Here is a 15,805-nt window from a genome sequence, read left to right as displayed (position 1 = left end):
CGATCTGGGAGCGACGCGTCGGCTATCAGGATCAACGCGCCGCCGCTCGCCGTGCGGAAACGTCCGCCGAGCGGCCCGCCCCTCTCGACAGATGGGCCGTCTACAGATCCACCTCGACATGTTTGCCGCGCATTTCGGACTTCACATCGCCGCCGAAAAGCTGCTTGAATACGCCGCCCAGCGACATGTCCGCGCGCCAGATTTCCGCATGCCCCAGTTCAAAGCGCAGCATCAGCAGCTTGGGGTCGTTGCGGCCACCTTCATACCAAGCGGCGACGTCATGGGTCCAATAGCGGTCGATCACGGCCGGGTCGGTTTCCTCGATCAGCGTGCCGTCGATGCAGGCAAACAGATAATGGCCCTTGGCCGCGAACTGCGCCATGGCCGGACCGCCTGCCGCAAGGCGATTGTCGCGGACCGTGTAGAACCAGAAGCAATGATTTGCATTGGGATCGAGTTGGGCCGTCATCGGCAGCGCATGCTCATGCGATCCCTGCAGGCTGACCATCAAAAAGGGACTCTGCGCTAGTTCGCTCCAGAAGCGGTGACGGATATCCGATTCATTGTCCATGCTTGTCTCTCCTTCCGGACCTTGTTCAGACTCAATGGTTGCCCGTTTCGGAAGTTCCGCATCCAATTTACCACGAAAGCTTGATCTGGCGCAGTCTTCTCTCCACATAGCGCGCATGTTGATCGAGACTGAACCGACGCCCAATCCGGCCACCGTCAAGTTCCTGCCCGGCCGCGTGGTGATGGGCATGGGCACCCGCGACTTCGCCACGCCGGAGGAGGCGGAAGCATCGCCGCTTGCGTCGGCCCTTTTCGATCTTGGCGACGTGACCGGCGTCTTTTTCGGCGGCGACTTCATTTCCGTGACGATCGCGCCCGGCGCTGAATGGCACGCGGTGAAGCCCGACATTCTCTCCGTCCTGCTCGATCATTTCTCTGCCAACATGCCCCTGTTCGCGCAGGGCTCCGCTGCCGGCATCGCCGTACCGGAGGAAGAGGAATTTGCTGATGATCCCGAGGATGCGGAGATCGTCGCACAGATCCGCGAACTGATCGACACCCGTGTTCGTCCGGCGGTCGCCAATGATGGCGGCGACATCATCTATCGCGGTTTCGACAAGGGGACCGTCTACCTGCGCATGCAGGGTGCCTGCTCGGGCTGCCCCTCCTCCACCGCAACGCTCAAGAACGGGATCGAGCAGTTGCTCAAACATTATGTGCCCGAAGTGACCGAAGTGCGCGCGGTCTGATCGCCCCGCATTTGGCGAATCGCTCCGGATCGATTAACCGCTGGAACTTCGCAATTGGCTGATCGGCCACAGGGGCTTAATTTGCGCATATTGGTCATCGACACCGCGACACAGGCGCTGTCCGTCGCGCTGCTGGACGATGCGGTGCCGGTCGGTCACTTTCATGAAATCGTCGGGCGTGGCCATGCCGAGGCCTTGTTGCCGGCCATCGCCGCGCTGCCCGACGGCGGCCGCGCCGACATGATCGCCGTGGATGTCGGCCCGGGCAGCTTCACGGGCGTTCGCATCGGCATTGCTGCGGCGCGCGCGCTTGCCCTTGCATGGTCGATCCCGCTTCACGGCTATGGCGCACTCTCCCTGATTGCGGCCCGCGCCGCGCAGGAAGACGCGCTCCAACCCATCGCCGTCACCATTACTGGCGGCCATGGCGAACTATTCTGGCAAAGTTTCGCGGCCGGCGGACTGGTAGCCGAAACGCAACCCGCCTCGACGCCGATCGCCGGCCTTGCCTCCGAACTCAGCAACGCCCCCGTCTACGGGACCGGAGCCGAAGCGCTCATCACCGCACGCGGCCACGGCACCGCCTTGACCCTCTATCCCGACGCGCGGGACTTCCCGCTCATAGCCGGGCTGCCGCCGCTGCCTCCTTCGCCCATCTATTGCCGGGGCGCGGATGCGCGGCCGATGGCGGAACGGGTCCAGCCATGACGCCCCGGATGACGCTAGACACTTATGAGGAAAGCGAGCGCAACGCGCTGGGCGACGCCATGGACGTGATGGTCAGCGCCTTCGACCCGGCGTTCGGCGAAGCCTGGACCCTGCCGCAGTTGGCCGGCGTGATGGCGATGCCGGGGACGTGGCTCACCATCGCGCGGGTTGATGCCGCGCCACTCGGCTTCGCGCTTGTCCGTTCCGTCCTCGACGAGTGCGAACTGCTGCTGCTCGCCGTCTCTCCGCTTTGGCGCGGGCGCGGTATTGGTGAAGCTTTGCTGAACGACGCCCTCAGAACGGCGCGATTGAAGGGCATCAGGTCGATGAATCTGGAAGTTCGCGCTTCCAATATAGCCATCAAGCTATACGAAAAGTTAGGCTTTGAATACGTACATCGCCGCCCCGGTTATTATCGCGGCAATGATGGACAACTTCATGATGCCTTAAGTTTTCGGCTCGATATGCTTGGATAGTGCATATCCACCCTTGCTAAATTCATGAGATGCGACTAGCTGGGCCGTACCGCTCCTGAAATGATCGCATGCGGGCGGGTCGCATCAAAGCCTTCGCAGGAAAGACCATGGAAATCGAATCAGCTCAGAGCGAACTGCTCATCACATTGACGTCTGACATCGTCGCCGCGCACGTTTCGAACAACAGTGTCGCCGTGTCGGACGTATCCACCCTGATCCAGAATGTGCACGCTGCGCTTTCCGGTCTGGCGACCCCGGCCGCTGCTCCGGAAGTAAAGCCCGAACCTGCCGTGTCGGTGCGCTCCTCGATCAAGCCGGACTATATTATCTGTCTGGAAGACGGCAAGAAGCTCAAGATGCTCAAGCGCCATCTGATGACCCATTATCAAATGACGCCGGAAGATTACCGCACGAAGTGGAACCTGCCGGCGGACTATCCGATGGTCGCTCCCAACTATGCCGAGCAGCGCCGTTCGCTCGCGAAGAAGATTGGCCTCGGCACCAAGCGTCGTCGCGCACGCCCGAAATAAAATATCGGCAGACGATTTAATCGCAGCACAGGAAGGGGGGCGTGTCGATCGCGCGCCCCTTTTATGCGCGGACAAAAGTCGTTAGACTCCGGCCGATCCCGGCAATTGATGATTTTGGGCGAGAAGTGATGAACCGAAAGATCGACGTTGAAGCCCTGTGCCATGAAAAGGGGCTGCGCATCACTGACCAGCGCCGTGTCATCGCTCAAGTGCTCAGCGATGCGGAGGATCATCCGGATGTGGAGGAACTGCACCGGCGCTCGGCGCTGGTGGATTCGGGCATTTCCATCGCTACCGTCTATCGCACCGTCCGCCTGTTCGAAGAGGCCGGCATCCTTGAGCGCCATGATTTCGGCGACGGCCGCGCCCGCTACGAAGCGGCGCCCGAGTCCCACCACGACCATCTGATCGATGTCGAGACAGGCAATGTCATCGAATTCGTCGATCCGGAACTGGAACAGTTGCAGAAGCAGATCGCCGAGAAGCTGGGTTTCCGGCTGGTCGATCATCGCATGGAATTGTACGGCGTGGCGATCGACCGCAAGAACTGAAGGCAGCTTGCCCGCGCTTCGCCGCACCGCGCGCATCGCTGCCCTGACCGGCAGCCTGCTGCTCTGCCTTGTCCCCCATCTGCTATGGCGTGCCGCCGGGCGCCCTTCGCCATGGCCGCGGCACTTCCTCGCCCTTGCCGCCCGTTCCGTTGGCGCGCGCGTCCGGATAGAGGGGCATCCCTTTCGTGGCGACAGTTTCATCATCGCCAACCATGTCAGCTGGGTCGATATATTGGCGCTGGGAGGCGCGACCGGCTCCGCTTTCGTCGCCCATGACGGCATTGCCGGCTGGCCGGTCATCGGCTGGCTCGCCGCGCAGAATAACACGCTGTTCGTTTCGCGCAGCCGGCGCGGCACGCTTTCGGGCCAGCTCGACGCCCTGCGCGCGGCGCTCGCGGGGCACCAGCCCGTCGCGCTCTTTCCTGAAGGGACGACCGGCGACGGCCGTGCCCTCCTCCCCTTCAAGCCGACGCTGCTTGCCGTCCTCCTTCCCCCGCCGCGCGCGGTGATGATCCAGCCGGTGCACATCGACTATGGCGCAGCGACCGACGGCATTGCCTGGCACAGTGACGAGCCCGCCGGCGTCAACGCCCGCCGCGTGATGGAGCGCCGGGGCCGACTGGACGTCACGCTCCGCTTTCTGGAACCTGTCGATCCCGCCGCCTGCCCCGATCGCAAGGCTTTGGCCGCGCTCACGCAGGAAAGGATCGCCACCAGCATCGCAACGCACCTGCCGCCTTTCGCTCGTCCCACACCGCCTGTATAGCTGGACCACATGAATCGGACCGACGCCCCAAAGACTCCAGCGACATTCCACGTCAAATCCTTCGGCTGCCAGATGAACGTCTATGATGGCGAGCGCATGGCAGAGATGCTGGGCACGCGCGGCATGACCGCCGCCGCCGAGGGTACGGAGGCCGATCTCGTCATCCTGAACACCTGCCACATCCGCGAAAAGGCGGTGGACAAGGTCTATTCCGACATCGGCCGCCTGACCCGCGAGGACGGCACCCGTCCGATGATCGCCGTCGCCGGCTGCGTCGCCCAGGCGGAAGGCAGCGAGATTCAGCGCCGCGCGCGCAATGTCGATATCGTCGTCGGCCCGCAGGCCTACCACCACCTCCCCGACCTTATCGACAAGGCCGGACGCGGCGAGAGCGCGGTCGACACCGACATGCCACTCGCCTCGAAGTTCGGCGCCCTCCCCGCCCGCACCAAGCAGGCGCGCCCCACCGCCTTCCTCACCATCATGGAGGGCTGCGACAAATTCTGCACCTATTGCGTCGTCCCCTATACCCGCGGTGCCGAGATCAGCCGCAGCTGGTCCGCGATCCTCGACGAGGCCAGGGCGCTCGTGGATGGCGGCGTGCGGGAGATCACGCTGCTTGGCCAGAACGTCAACGCCTGGACTGGCGAGGATGGCCGGGGCCGCGCGCAGGGGATGGACGGCCTCGTCCGCGCACTGGCCAGGATCGATGCCCTGAAACGCATCCGCTACACCACCAGCCATCCCAATGACATGAGCGAGGGCCTGATCGCCGCCCATGGCGACGAACCCAAGCTCATGCCCTTTCTCCATCTGCCGGTGCAGTCGGGCAACGACCGCATCCTCAAGGCCATGAACCGCAGCCACAGCACCGACAGCTATCTGGCGATCATCGACCGCGTCCGCGCCGCCCGTCCCGACATCGCGCTTTCGGGCGACTTCATCGTCGGCTTCCCCGGCGAGACCGACGCGGAGTTCGAGGATACGCTGAAGATGGTCGAACAGGTGCGCTATGCCCAATGCTACAGCTTCAAATATAGCCCGCGCCCCGGCACTCCCGCCGCCGACATGGATCACCAGATCCCGGCGGAGGTGATGGACGAACGCCTCGCTCGGCTCCAGGCCGTCATCAACCGCCATCAGGCGCAGTTCAACGCCGCCACCCTCGGCCGCACCACCGACATCTTGCTGGAACGCAAGGGCCGCCACCCCGGCCAGCTGATCGGCAAGACTCCTTGGCTCCAGTCCGTCCACGTCACCGCGTCGGAACTTTCGATCGGCGACATGGTAGAAGTCGATATCATCAGCGCCGGTCCGAACAGTCTGGCCGGCGAACTCAGCAGGAGGAAGGCCGCTTGAACCCAAAAATCGTCGTTCCCGGAGCAACGGGAACCCATCTCCGGACCTGTCCACCAGGCTCAACGAAGAGGAGATGGATAGCCGCTGATGCGGGCGCGACGAAAAATGAGGGAGGCTGCTGAATGTCGAAGAAACCCAACCACAACCACAATCACCGCACCGACGTCGCCGAGCGCGCCCGGCTGGAGGTCACCTTTGAGCGCCCGCATCTGCTCGGCGCCCTCTTCGGCCAATATGACCAGAATCTCGTCGCCATCGAAAACCGCCTCGGCGTCTATATCGCCGCGCGCGGCAACAAGCTCCAGATCGAGGGCGAGGCCGAAGCCGCCGCCCGCGCCCGCGACGTCATGACCGGCCTCTACAACCGCATTGCCGCAGGGCAGGAAATAGACGCCGGCGCGGTCGAGGCCGTCATCGCCATGTCCGCCGAACCCACGCTCGACGGCATCATCCGCCAGGACGTCGCCGAACCGCCCAAGGTCATGATCCGCACGCGCAAGAAGACGATCGTCCCGCGCTCCGCGACGCAGGTGACCTATATGGAGGCGCTCACCCGCAACGACATCATCTTCGCCCTCGGGCCGGCCGGCACCGGCAAGACCTATCTCGCCGTCGCGCAGGCGGTGAGCCAGCTGATCACCGGCAGCGTCGATCGCCTCATCCTCTCCCGCCCCGCCGTCGAGGCAGGCGAGCGGCTCGGCTTCCTGCCCGGCGACATGAAGGAGAAGGTCGACCCCTATCTCCGCCCGATCTACGACGCGCTCTACGACACGCTCCCCGCCGAGCAGGTCGAGCGCCGCATCGCGTCCGGCGAGATCGAGATCGCGCCCCTCGCCTTCATGCGCGGCCGCACCCTCGCCAACGCCTTCATCGTGCTGGACGAGGCGCAGAACACCACCGTCGCGCAGATGAAGATGTTCCTCACCCGGTTCGGCGAAGGCAGCCGCATGGTCATCTGCGGCGACCCGCGTCAGGTCGACCTGCCGCAGCCCGGCATTTCCGGCCTCGCCGACGCGGTCGCCCGGCTGGAGGGGGTGGACGGCATCTCGGTCGTGCCCTTCAATGTCGGCGACGTGGTCCGCCACCCGGTGGTCGGCCGCATCGTCCAGGCCTATGAGGGACCGGATGCGTAACGGAAGCTGCTGGAATGATTGAAGTCGCCATCCTCCACGAACAGGGCTGGCCCGACACCGACTGGGAACTGCTCGCCCAGCGGGCCGTAGTCGCGGCGATCACGCACAGCCCCTATGCCGCCTTCGCCGCCGACGAAGCCCTCTACGAAGTGGCGGTCAAGCTCACCACCGACGAGGAGGTGCACCAGCTCAACCGCGCCTACCGGAACAAGGACAAGCCCACCAACGTCCTCTCCTTCCCGATGGTGCAGGCCGACCTGCTCGAAGCCACCGCCAATACCGACGATGGCGAGGTGATCCTGGGCGACATCGTGCTGGCGGAGGGCGTCTGCGCGGCCGAAGCGGCGGAAAAGGGCATTTCCGTCGCTGATCACGCGACCCACCTCATCATTCATGGCACTTTCCATTTGCTCGGATATGATCATATGGAGGACGCCGAAGCAGAGGCGATGGAAGCGCTTGAGACGCAATCGCTGATCAGCCTCGGCATTTCCGATCCCTACGGGGATCGCTAGATCAGGAGTTGGTGAGCCAGATGGGTGAAAACACCCCCAAGGACGGCAACGGTTCAAAGGAACCGGACAGTAGCAGCGGCGAAGGCGGTTTATGGAGCGGCCTGAAGTCGCTGCTCTTCGGTGAGGAGGAAAGCCCCAGCCTGCGCCGCGAGCTGGAGGAAGCCCTCGACGAATATGATGAGGACGAGCAGGACGATCCCGCCGCCTCCCCGGCCAAGGGCGACCTTTCCGCGATCGAGCGGCAGATGGTCCGCAACCTTCTCCATTTCTCGGAACATACGGTGGACGATGTCGCGGTGCCGCGCGCCGACATCATCGCCATCGAGGAAAGCGCGAGTTTCGAGGAACTCGCCGCCCTGTTTGCGGAGGCGGGCCACAGCCGCATCCCCGTTTACAGGGAAAATCTCGACACCATCGTCGGCATGGCCCACATCCGCGACGCCTTCGCGATCCTGGCGGGCAAGGCGCCCGTGCCCGACACGCTCGAACCGCTGATCCGTCAGCCGCTCTACGTGCCCGAAAGCATGGGCGCGCTCGACCTGCTCGCCGAAATGCGCGCCAAGCGCACCCACCTCGCCATCGTGCTGGACGAATATTCCGGGACCGAGGGCCTCCTCACCTTCGAGGATCTGGTCGAGGAAATCGTGGGCGAGGTGGAGGACGAGCATGACGATGCCCCCGAAGCGCTGATCGTCCCGTTGGACGACGGCCTCTGGGAAGCCGACGCCCGCGCCGAACTGGAGGACGTCGCCAAGGAGATCGACCCGCGTCTCGCCGATGTCGAGGAAGATGTCGACACGCTCGGCGGCCTCGCCTTCGTGATCGCCGGCCGCGTTCCCGACCCCGGCGAGATCATCGAGCATGAGGAAAGCGGCTGGAAACTCGAAGTCCTCGCCAGCGACGGCCGCCGCGTCAGCCGCCTGCGCCTCCACCCCCCGGCCGAACGGGAAGTCTCAGAGGAAGAGTGATCAGTGCCCTTTGCCAAGCCATGTTTCCGCAAAAGCAGGAGCACGGCACGCTGAGCGGCTGCGCAACTTTCCCTCTCCCCTTGCGGGAGAGGGAGGGAGCCGCGCGAAGCACGGCGGAAGGGTGAGGGCGACGCTGCCTGATCGCGGCCCAGCTCCGCCACCCTCGTCGACCTCCGCCCAAACCCGCTGCGCTCAGCAAGACTCTGCCTCCGCTCTCCGAGCGAGAAGCAGTGTCGGTTTGGGTAAAAGGCGGAAAAACTTGTCACCCACCGCCAGCCTTGCCGGGGATCCAGTTACGGACGCAAGGCTAGGATATGGTTTCCCGCGCTATTAGAAAGGGGTGGTTTCCCGTCATTCCGACAGTCGTCACCCCGCCCTTGAGCCGGGGTCCCACTGTTCTCTGAACACAGCTGCGGCGGTGAAGAAGCGGGACCCCGGATCAAGTCCGGGGTGACGGTTGGTTAGGTCCGCTTCTGGTCGCCTGCCGCTGGGCGGCTTTTCAATCTTGAACCGGACCAGCAGGTTACCGGCGGCGCAGCGTGGTTCCGGGGCTGGGAACGACGATGGCGGGTGGTTTACGGGAGGGCGGCGTTTCGACAGATAAGTGCATAAGCGGACAGTTCAGTTACGGTGAAAGTTGCTGCCCATTTTTGCCAGCCACGAATTGTGCTCTGCAACATACTTAGGCGCAGCGATCCATCCGAAAATGAGAGCTCCCACGCCTTGCCCGATGATATGGTCGCCCATAGGAGGCCAAAAAAGGGTCCAAATGGTAACGGGGAGAATTAGCGGCAAAAAGAAATGACATAATATGCCGCCTATGATCATCGCCCCGGCAGCCAAGGCGGTTAAAAGCCGTTCCTTAGATAGTGTTTTCGCGTCGGGTCGAGAAATAACCGCCATAAATGTTGGCTTAGGATCAGGCCATTTGCGACCAATCCAGTAGCTCAAGCAAGTCATTGATAGGCCTATGCCGAATGCTGCAAAGGAAGGCGGCTGAGCCACTGCACAGACCAAGAGGCTTACCAGCACCAACATCTGACTGAGTTTGTTCATAGCGGAAAGCTACGGTGTGTGAGGTTGCTGGACCGTAAAGAACGATCGGCGATGTCCGCTATCACGGTGAAAATTACCACACCCTACGACAGAAAATGGTCGATTCCGGCCATCCCCATTTCGTCACCCCGGACTTGATCCGGGGTCCCGCTATCAAAAACCTGCCGCGAGAAGAAGAAGCGCGCCCCAGCTCAGGAGCCAGGGCCACAAGCTGGACGATGGCAACGTCCCGTCGCCACCCTTCGCCCAACACTACCTCGCCAACCCTCACCCAAATAAATGCAGCCCAGCCGGAAACCTCGGCGGCTCGGCTCCACGCAGCACCGCCTCCACCACATCGATCGCCGACAACAAATCGCGCGGCGCGTAGGGCTTGGCCAGACATCCCACCGCCAGTTCCGCGGCATCCGGCGGGCAAGCCCCCGTCACGAACAGCACCGGCAATCCCTTGTCCCGCGCATGGCGCGCCACATCCACGCCGGTCTTGTCGCCATGCAGGGTGATGTCGGCGATGACCAGATCAACCTGCTCATCCTCGATCACGCCGACCGCATGGTCATAATCATCAACCGTCGCCGCGACGGTGAAGCCGGCCTGCTCCAGCACATGCTCATTGTCGAAGGCGACCAGCGGTTCGTCCTCAACGATCAGCACGCTGCGGATCGCCTTGCGCATTCCCGATCCCGTTTCCCCTTTGACCAGCCCGAAAAACATTTGCCGCCACGCCCCATTTCCGCCATGCACCCGATCAACGCACCGGGCCTTCCGCCGGTTGCAGCCCCTGCCGTCGCATGGGCGTTGGGACAGCACCATTCGTCAAATCCATGGCGATGCTGATATGGGAATGTCACAGCGTCTTGAAAAGGAATCAGCCCGTGGAACCGCCGAAAAAACCTGGATCACCGCGCCGGGCCGGACCGGGCGGCCCAAGGCATCCCGGCGCATCGCGTCCCGGCTCGACAAGTCGGCCTCCGCGCCCCCCCTTCAAGAAAAAGGCCGCGCCTGCCACGCCAGCCAATCCGCATCCGGCGCGCGCCGCCGCCGCGGCGAGCGGCAAGGATGAGCCGCAGCGCATCGCCAAGCTGCTCGCCCGCGCGGGGATCGCCTCCCGCCGGGAGATCGAGCGGATGATCGAGGAAGGCCGCGTCACGCTCGACGGGCAGCCCGTCACCACCCCGGCGACGCTCCTCACCTCGCTGCACGGCATCGCGGTCGACGGCAATCCCGTCGCCGCGCCCGCGCCCGCCCGCCTCTTCCTGTTCCACAAGCCCACCGGCTATCTGACGACGGAGCGCGACCCGCGCGGCCGTCCGACCATTTACGACCGCCTGCCCGCCGACCTGCCGCGCCTCATGCCGATCGGCCGTCTCGACATGACGACGGAGGGCCTGCTGCTCCTCACCACCGATGGCGAGTTCAAGCGCCAGATGGAGCTGCCCTCGACAGGCGTGCCCCGCACCTATCGCGCCCGCGCCTTTGGCCAAGTCAGCCAGAACCAGCTTGAGGATCTGTTCGACGGTCTTGAGATCGACGGCATCCGCTATGGCCCGATCGAGGCCAATCTGGAGCGCCGCACCGGCCGCAACCAGTGGATCGAGATGACCCTGACGGAGGGCAAGAACCGCGAAGTCCGCCGCGTGCTGGAGCATCTGGGCCTTCAGGTGAACCGCCTGATCCGCACCAGCTACGGCCCCTTCCACCTCGGCGAACTCGCGTCCGGCGCGGTCGAGGAAGTGCGCCAGCACGACCTCGTCATTTTCCGCAAGAGCCTCAAGACGCTGAAGAGCTAGAAGCCCCATGAGAATCATTTCAGGCCAGTGGCGGGGCCGCCCGCTGACCGCTCCCAAGGGCGACGCCACGCGCCCCACCGCCGACCGCACGCGCGAAACCCTCTTCTCGATGCTGCTCAGCCGCATCGGCTCGTTCGAGGGGCTGGCTGTCGGCGACTTTTTCGCCGGGTCCGGCGCGCTCGGTTTCGAAGCCCTGTCGCGCGGCGCGGCAAGCTGCATCTTCGTTGAGCAGGATCGCGCCGCCGCCGACGCGATCCGCGCCAATGGGGACAGGCTTGGGCTGCGCCCCGACATTCGCCAGAGCAGCGTCCTTTCGCTCGGCCCCGCGTCAAAGCCGCTGGACCTCATCTTCATGGACCCGCCCTATCAGACGGGCGCTGGCGCGGTCGCCCTCGACAAGCTGAGCCGCCTCGGCTGGACCACGTCGGCGACCTGGATCAGCATCGAGACGGACAGGCGCGAAGATGTGGAGGTCAAGGGCTTCACCGTCGACGCCACCCGCGACGTCGGCAAAGCCCGTCTAACCCTGCTCAGAGCAGAGGGCTGAGGCTCAGGCCGCTTCGGCATCCTCATAAGCCTGCGATTCCTTGCCGATCAATATGTTGGCAAGGAACCAGTAAGCCTGCCCCCAGGCGTTGAGCACCGCGTCGGTCGCGACTTCCTCGCCCAGCACATCGCGGATCGCGGGCAGCAGCGCTTCGGCGACCTTGGGGTAATGCTCGGCCTTCACGCCCGTCTCGACATGCCGCTGCACCATGCGCGCCACCGCGCCGTCCAGCGCCTGCAATTTGTCGATATTCTCCGCATAGCCAAGGATCGCCGCCGCCAGCCGCTTGGGCTGCTCACCGCTTTCCTGCGCGGCCTGATCGAACATGTCCTTGATCGACGCGTCCTGGAACAGCCGGGCGTACATCGCCGTCGTGATCTCCACGCCATGGCTGCGCAGCGCGGGCGCGGTGGCCTTGACGATGGCGATGGTTTCGGCGGTCAGCTGGTTCATGGGAAAGCACCCCTCTTGGAAAAGACTCGGTAGGGGAGCATTTACGGGTCTTTTTTAAAGATGTAAAGGGAATGCATCTTTGAAAAAGTATGCGCTCCTTCTAGCAGAAACCTTCATGCAATTGACCCGCCATACCGACTACGCCCTGCGCGTCCTGATCCATCTCGCAGTGGCTCCGACCGGTCGCGCCACCATCGGCGAGATCGCCGACAGCTACGATCTGTCCCGCAACCATTTGATGAAAGTGGTGCATCACCTCGGCCAGGGTGGCTACCTCGACACCCAGCGAGGTCGGGGGGGCGGCTTCACCCTCGCCCGCCCAGCCGAGGCGATCACCCTGGGCGAAGTCATCCGCCATACCGAACCCGATATGAACATGGCGGACTGCGGGTCCTGCGCACTCCGCCCGGCCTGCGGCCTATCCGGCATATTGCGCGCCGCAACCAGCGCCTTCCTGGCTGTCCTCGATCAGCACAGTCTGGCGGACGCCAGTCGTGACCGGGCTGGGCTCGCGGCGATCATCGCCACATTGTCCAGCCCCGCCCCGGCTGTCAGCGGCGCTTGCGAGCCTTCCGCGCTTCTCCCGGATTGATGCAGCTGTCCTGAACGGTTCTGCTGCAAAGAGGATAATCCTTCTTCTCTGTGGGCGGCGGAGTCATATTGCCGCCGACTGTGACCGGATTGGCAGAACTTCCAACCGGTGCCGCTGCATCCCGCGGAGCATCGGCCGGAGCAGGCTGCATCCCTGTGTCGGCGGGAACTGCACCCGTCGGCTGCCCGGCATTGGGGTCCGCACCAGCCGGCGGCGTTGCCGGTGTAGCAGGAGTGGCAGGCGTAGCACCGGCACCAGGCATTCCCGGGTCAGCGGGTGTCGCGGGCGTTGCGGGCGTCGCCGACTGATCGTTCATCGGGGTCCCCGCGGGCGGCGTCTGCTGTGCTTGGGCCGATCCTACGGCACCTGTGGTGAAAGCCAACATGGCGGCGCCTGCCAACATGATTGATCTCATGGAGAACATCCTTTCCTTTTTCGCCCCGTTCTGCCGCATAGGCGGATGAAGAACCGGAGCCGTGACGCGAGCGTTCCAAGAACGGCGACGAACCGTGGCAGGTGAGCCACCAGTTGATGACGAACATCGGAGCAACTTGCCCCTCGATGTTGCGCCTTGCGTCATTCGCTTTTTGTTCTCATAGACTGGCGGGCTCAAAGCGCACCGCCCTTGCTCCCCGCTCCTCCGCTTCCTAGTTGTTGGCTCATGACCCTGCCTGCTCCTTCGCCCAACGATCCCGCATATCTTCAAGGCTTGAATGAGCCTCAACGGGAGGCCGTGCTGACGACCGAAGGTCCGGTGCTGGTTCTTGCCGGCGCGGGAACGGGCAAGACCGCCGCTCTGACTGCGCGGCTCGCTCATCTGGTCGCCACGCGCCGGGCCTATCCATCCGAAATTCTCGCCGTTACCTTCACCAACAAGGCGGCCCGGGAAATGCGCGAGCGCGTCGGGCGCATGATCGGGTCGGCGGTCGAGGGGATGCCCTGGCTCGGCACCTTCCACGCTATTGCGGCCAAGATGCTGCGGCGTCATTCCGAACTGGTCGGCTTGCAATCGAATTTCACCATCCTCGACACGGACGATCAGCTTCGCCTTCTGAAGCAACTTATCCAGGCCGAGGGCATCGATGAGAAGCGCTGGCCGGCGCGCCAACTTGCCGGCCTGATCGACCAGTGGAAGAATAAGGGTCTCACGCCCGAGGAGGTCGGCGCGGGCGAGAGCGAAGGCTATGCCAATGGACGCGGACAGAAGCTCTACTCTGCCTATCAAGCCCGTCTACGTGATGTAAATGCGTGCGACTTCGGCGACTTGCTGCTGCATATTCTCACGATATTGAAGCGGCATCGGGATGTCCTGGAAAGCTACCAGCAACGGTTCCGCTACATCATGGTGGACGAATATCAGGACACCAACAGCAGCCAGTATCTTTGGCTGCGGCTGCTGGCCCAGCAGCGCAAGAATATCTGCTGCGTGGGCGACGACGACCAGTCCATCTATTCTTGGCGCGGAGCGGAAGTCGCCAATATCCTGCGGTTCGAGAAGGACTTTCCCGGCGCCAAGATCGTGCGCCTCGAGCAAAATTATCGATCGACGCCTCACATCCTCGGCGCAGCTTCCGGCGTGATCGCGGAAAATGGCAACCGCCTCGGCAAGACGCTCTGGACCGACATCGACGTCGGCGAAAAAGTTCGCATCATCGGCGTCTGGGATGGACCGGAGGAAGCTCGCAGGGTCGGTGAGGAAATCGAGGCGGTCGAACGCAGCGGGCAGTCGCTGGATGAGGTCGCCATTCTCGTGCGCGCGCAGCACCAGACCCGCGAGTTCGAAGATCGGTTCATCCAGATCGGCATGCCCTACCGGATCGTTGGCGGCTTCCGTTTCTACGAGCGGGCCGAAATTCGCGACGCCCTGGCCTATCTACGTCTGGTCAATCAGCCTGCTGACGATCTCGCATTCGAACGTATCGTCAATGTTCCCAAACGCGGCCTCGGCGACAAGGCGGTCGAGAAGCTGCACCGACTGGCCCGCGCTCAGGGCATTCCCCTCACGCTTTCCGCTGCCCGAATCCTCGACACCGATGAACTGACGCCGCAAGCGCGTCGCAGCCTGGGGGCCTTTATCGGCGACCTGGCGCGCTGGCGGGATCGCGCGGCCCAACTCCCGCATGCTGAACTTGCCCGCCAGATCCTTGATGAGAGCGGCTATACCGCCATGCTCCAGGCGGAGCGAACGGCTGAAAGCGCTGGCCGCCTCGAAAACCTCAACGAGCTTGCCCGGGCCATGGAGGAATATGAGACGCTCGGCGCCTTCCTCGAACATGTGTCGCTCGTCATGGATAATGAGGCTCAGCAGGAGGAGCGGAAGGTCACCATCATGACCATCCACGCCGCCAAGGGGCTGGAGTTCGACACCGTGTTCCTCGCAGGCTGGGAAGAAGGCCTCTTCCCCTCGCAACGCGCCATCGATGAGGGCGGCCTGAACGCGTTGGAGGAAGAGCGGCGCCTAGCCTATGTGGCTCTTACGCGGGCGCGTAGGCGGTGCATCGTCCTGCACGCCGCCAACCGCCGGATTTATGGTCAGTGGACAAGTTCCATCCCCTCCCGGTTCGTCGGAGAACTTCCGCCCGAGCATGTGGAGGAGGAAAGCAGCATGGCGGGCGGTGCGTCTCTTTGGCGGGCGAACTGGTCGGAGCGCGCCGATCCTTTCGCCAATGTTCAGCGCGGTTCCGGCAGGGGGCCTGGCTGGCAGCGCGCGCAGCAGAGCGGCCAGTTCAGCCGCGAACCGGTGCGTATCGTGGAGGCGCGCACCTCTGCCGTATCGCTCGGCAACAAAGGCCGGGATGACATGAGCGTCGGGCTGCGCGTCTTTCACCAGAAGTTCGGATACGGGACGGTAGCCGAGATAGAAGGCAACAAGCTTGAAATCGACTTTGAAACCGCTGGCCGCAAGCGCGTGATGGACAGTTTCGTTCAGCCCGCCTGATCAACACAAAAGGGTGGCTGCCCGACAGCGCCCCCCTTTCGCATCACGCCGGAATGATCACTGCTGCCTAGTTGCCGTTCACGGCTTTAGCCCGATCTGCCGGTGACAATGCTTCGGCGTTCACATCAGATTCGTCGATCTATAGCGCGACGATCTGGGTGAGA

At 63.7% G+C, this 15,805-nt stretch carries 18 protein-coding genes; 14 read left to right on the top strand and 4 right to left on the bottom strand.

Translation table 11 applies throughout. From position 1 onward, the window contains the following. Nucleotides 1-100: 100 nt before the first annotated feature. Nucleotides 101-571, bottom strand: coding sequence for a pyridoxamine 5'-phosphate oxidase family protein (locus L858_RS0114795; RefSeq protein WP_022683937.1), 471 nt, complete (start codon nucleotides 569-571; stop codon nucleotides 101-103). Nucleotides 572-686: 115 nt separating this feature from the next. On the opposite strand from L858_RS0114795, the gene L858_RS0114790 reads away from it, so the two are divergent. The 10 genes from L858_RS0114790 to L858_RS0114745 all read left to right on the top strand — a co-directional run bounded on the left by L858_RS0114790 (nucleotide 687) and on the right by L858_RS0114745 (nucleotide 8,265). Continuing rightward, nucleotides 687-1,259, top strand: coding sequence for a NifU family protein (locus tag L858_RS0114790; RefSeq protein WP_022683936.1), 573 nt, complete (start codon nucleotides 687-689; stop codon nucleotides 1,257-1,259). An 81-nt stretch (nucleotides 1,260-1,340) separates the two neighbouring features. Further along, nucleotides 1,341-1,967 carry a tRNA (adenosine(37)-N6)-threonylcarbamoyltransferase complex dimerization subunit type 1 TsaB gene (gene tsaB / locus L858_RS0114785; RefSeq protein WP_022683935.1) on the top strand — a complete coding sequence of 209 codons (627 nt, stop codon included), beginning with the start codon at nucleotides 1,341-1,343 and terminating at the stop codon, nucleotides 1,965-1,967. Continuing rightward, a complete protein-coding gene (locus tag L858_RS0114780) occupies nucleotides 1,964-2,443 on the top strand; it encodes a GNAT family N-acetyltransferase (protein ID WP_028056172.1) in 480 nt (159 codons plus the stop codon). Before tsaB ends, L858_RS0114780 begins: the two co-directional genes overlap by 4 nt. Nucleotides 2,444-2,550: 107 nt before the next feature. After that, nucleotides 2,551-2,973 carry a Ros/MucR family transcriptional regulator gene (locus tag L858_RS0114775; RefSeq protein ID WP_028056171.1) on the top strand — a complete coding sequence of 141 codons (423 nt, stop codon included), beginning with the start codon at nucleotides 2,551-2,553 and terminating at the stop codon, nucleotides 2,971-2,973. 128 nt (nucleotides 2,974-3,101) lie between these two features. Then, nucleotides 3,102-3,524 carry a Fur family transcriptional regulator gene (locus L858_RS0114770; protein ID WP_022683932.1) on the top strand — a complete coding sequence of 141 codons (423 nt, stop codon included), beginning with the start codon at nucleotides 3,102-3,104 and terminating at the stop codon, nucleotides 3,522-3,524. 7 nt (nucleotides 3,525-3,531) lie between these two features. Beyond that, a complete protein-coding gene (locus tag L858_RS0114765) occupies nucleotides 3,532-4,290 on the top strand; it encodes a lysophospholipid acyltransferase family protein (RefSeq protein WP_022683931.1) in 759 nt (252 codons plus the stop codon). Nucleotides 4,291-4,299: 9 nt separating this feature from the next. Next, nucleotides 4,300-5,649 carry a tRNA (N6-isopentenyl adenosine(37)-C2)-methylthiotransferase MiaB gene (gene miaB, locus L858_RS0114760; RefSeq protein ID WP_022683930.1) on the top strand — a complete coding sequence of 450 codons (1,350 nt, stop codon included), beginning with the start codon at nucleotides 4,300-4,302 and terminating at the stop codon, nucleotides 5,647-5,649. 122 nt (nucleotides 5,650-5,771) lie between these two features. Then, complete coding sequence (locus tag L858_RS0114755; protein ID WP_022683929.1) at nucleotides 5,772-6,782, top strand: PhoH family protein; 1,011 nt, start codon at nucleotides 5,772-5,774, stop codon at nucleotides 6,780-6,782. 14 nt (nucleotides 6,783-6,796) lie between these two features. Then, nucleotides 6,797-7,297 carry an rRNA maturation RNase YbeY gene (gene ybeY, locus L858_RS0114750; protein ID WP_022683928.1) on the top strand — a complete coding sequence of 167 codons (501 nt, stop codon included), beginning with the start codon at nucleotides 6,797-6,799 and terminating at the stop codon, nucleotides 7,295-7,297. 20 nt (nucleotides 7,298-7,317) lie between these two features. Further along, nucleotides 7,318-8,265 carry a hemolysin family protein gene (locus L858_RS0114745; protein WP_022683927.1) on the top strand — a complete coding sequence of 316 codons (948 nt, stop codon included), beginning with the start codon at nucleotides 7,318-7,320 and terminating at the stop codon, nucleotides 8,263-8,265. Nucleotides 8,266-8,886: 621 nt separating this feature from the next. Here the strand turns inward: L858_RS0114745 and L858_RS21705 are convergent. Both L858_RS21705 and L858_RS0114735 read right to left on the bottom strand, forming a co-directional pair. Continuing rightward, nucleotides 8,887-9,321 (bottom strand): hypothetical protein, encoded by a 435-nt coding sequence (locus tag L858_RS21705; protein WP_152639845.1) that lies wholly within the window; start codon nucleotides 9,319-9,321, stop codon nucleotides 8,887-8,889. Nucleotides 9,322-9,588: 267 nt separating this feature from the next. Next, a complete protein-coding gene (locus L858_RS0114735) occupies nucleotides 9,589-10,035 on the bottom strand; it encodes a response regulator (protein ID WP_022683925.1) in 447 nt (148 codons plus the stop codon). 161 nt (nucleotides 10,036-10,196) lie between these two features. On the opposite strand from L858_RS0114735, the gene L858_RS0114730 reads away from it, so the two are divergent. Together L858_RS0114730 and rsmD are read left to right on the top strand one after the other, a co-directional pair. Continuing rightward, the gene (locus L858_RS0114730) at nucleotides 10,197-11,111 is read left to right on the top strand and encodes a pseudouridine synthase (RefSeq protein ID WP_028056170.1); all 915 of its coding nucleotides are present in this window, start codon (nucleotides 10,197-10,199) and stop codon (nucleotides 11,109-11,111) included. 7 nt (nucleotides 11,112-11,118) lie between these two features. After that, complete coding sequence (gene rsmD / locus L858_RS0114725) at nucleotides 11,119-11,658, top strand: 16S rRNA (guanine(966)-N(2))-methyltransferase RsmD (protein WP_022683923.1); 540 nt, start codon at nucleotides 11,119-11,121, stop codon at nucleotides 11,656-11,658. A gap of 3 nt (nucleotides 11,659-11,661) precedes the next feature. Here rsmD and L858_RS0114720 read toward each other — a convergent pair whose 3' ends face one another. Beyond that, complete coding sequence (locus L858_RS0114720; protein WP_022683922.1) at nucleotides 11,662-12,111, bottom strand: globin domain-containing protein; 450 nt, start codon at nucleotides 12,109-12,111, stop codon at nucleotides 11,662-11,664. 115 nt (nucleotides 12,112-12,226) lie between these two features. On the opposite strand from L858_RS0114720, the gene L858_RS0114715 reads away from it, so the two are divergent. Together L858_RS0114715 and L858_RS0114710 are read left to right on the top strand one after the other, a co-directional pair. After that, on the top strand, nucleotides 12,227-12,703 hold the full coding sequence (locus L858_RS0114715; RefSeq protein ID WP_028056169.1) for an RrF2 family transcriptional regulator: 477 nt from the start codon (nucleotides 12,227-12,229) through the stop codon (nucleotides 12,701-12,703). 661 nt (nucleotides 12,704-13,364) lie between these two features. Then, nucleotides 13,365-15,641, top strand: a complete 2,277-nt coding sequence (locus tag L858_RS0114710) for an ATP-dependent helicase (RefSeq protein ID WP_022683920.1) — start codon at nucleotides 13,365-13,367, stop codon at nucleotides 15,639-15,641. The last annotated feature ends 164 nt before the right edge of the window (nucleotides 15,642-15,805 follow it).

The sequence above is a fragment of the Sphingobium bisphenolivorans genome, from assembly GCF_000412635.1.
In the GTDB taxonomy this organism is placed as follows: domain Bacteria; phylum Pseudomonadota; class Alphaproteobacteria; order Sphingomonadales; family Sphingomonadaceae; genus Sphingobium; species Sphingobium bisphenolivorans.
This window is presented reverse-complemented; position numbering and strand designations above follow the sequence as displayed.

What these genes read in the sequence shown, in the direction of transcription:
- L858_RS0114745 (WP_022683927.1), top strand. Translation starts at nt 7,318, where the DNA reads ATGGGTGAAAACACCCCCAAGGACGGCAACGGTTCAAAGGAACCGGAC.
- L858_RS0114735 (WP_022683925.1), bottom strand. Translation starts at nt 10,035, where the DNA reads ATGTTTTTCGGGCTGGTCAAAGGGGAAACGGGATCGGGAATGCGCAAG.
- L858_RS0114755 (WP_022683929.1), top strand. Translation starts at nt 5,772, where the DNA reads ATGTCGAAGAAACCCAACCACAACCACAATCACCGCACCGACGTCGCC.
- miaB (WP_022683930.1), top strand. Translation starts at nt 4,300, where the DNA reads ATGAATCGGACCGACGCCCCAAAGACTCCAGCGACATTCCACGTCAAA.
- L858_RS0114770 (WP_022683932.1), top strand. Translation starts at nt 3,102, where the DNA reads ATGAACCGAAAGATCGACGTTGAAGCCCTGTGCCATGAAAAGGGGCTG.
- L858_RS0114715 (WP_028056169.1), top strand. Translation starts at nt 12,227, where the DNA reads ATGCAATTGACCCGCCATACCGACTACGCCCTGCGCGTCCTGATCCAT.
- L858_RS21705 (WP_152639845.1), bottom strand. Translation starts at nt 9,321, where the DNA reads ATGAACAAACTCAGTCAGATGTTGGTGCTGGTAAGCCTCTTGGTCTGT.
- L858_RS0114795 (WP_022683937.1), bottom strand. Translation starts at nt 571, where the DNA reads ATGGACAATGAATCGGATATCCGTCACCGCTTCTGGAGCGAACTAGCG.
- L858_RS0114780 (WP_028056172.1), top strand. Translation starts at nt 1,964, where the DNA reads ATGACGCCCCGGATGACGCTAGACACTTATGAGGAAAGCGAGCGCAAC.
- L858_RS0114720 (WP_022683922.1), bottom strand. Translation starts at nt 12,111, where the DNA reads ATGAACCAGCTGACCGCCGAAACCATCGCCATCGTCAAGGCCACCGCG.
- ybeY (WP_022683928.1), top strand. Translation starts at nt 6,797, where the DNA reads ATGATTGAAGTCGCCATCCTCCACGAACAGGGCTGGCCCGACACCGAC.
- L858_RS0114710 (WP_022683920.1), top strand. Translation starts at nt 13,365, where the DNA reads ATGACCCTGCCTGCTCCTTCGCCCAACGATCCCGCATATCTTCAAGGC.
- L858_RS0114790 (WP_022683936.1), top strand. Translation starts at nt 687, where the DNA reads ATGTTGATCGAGACTGAACCGACGCCCAATCCGGCCACCGTCAAGTTC.
- rsmD (WP_022683923.1), top strand. Translation starts at nt 11,119, where the DNA reads ATGAGAATCATTTCAGGCCAGTGGCGGGGCCGCCCGCTGACCGCTCCC.
- L858_RS0114775 (WP_028056171.1), top strand. Translation starts at nt 2,551, where the DNA reads ATGGAAATCGAATCAGCTCAGAGCGAACTGCTCATCACATTGACGTCT.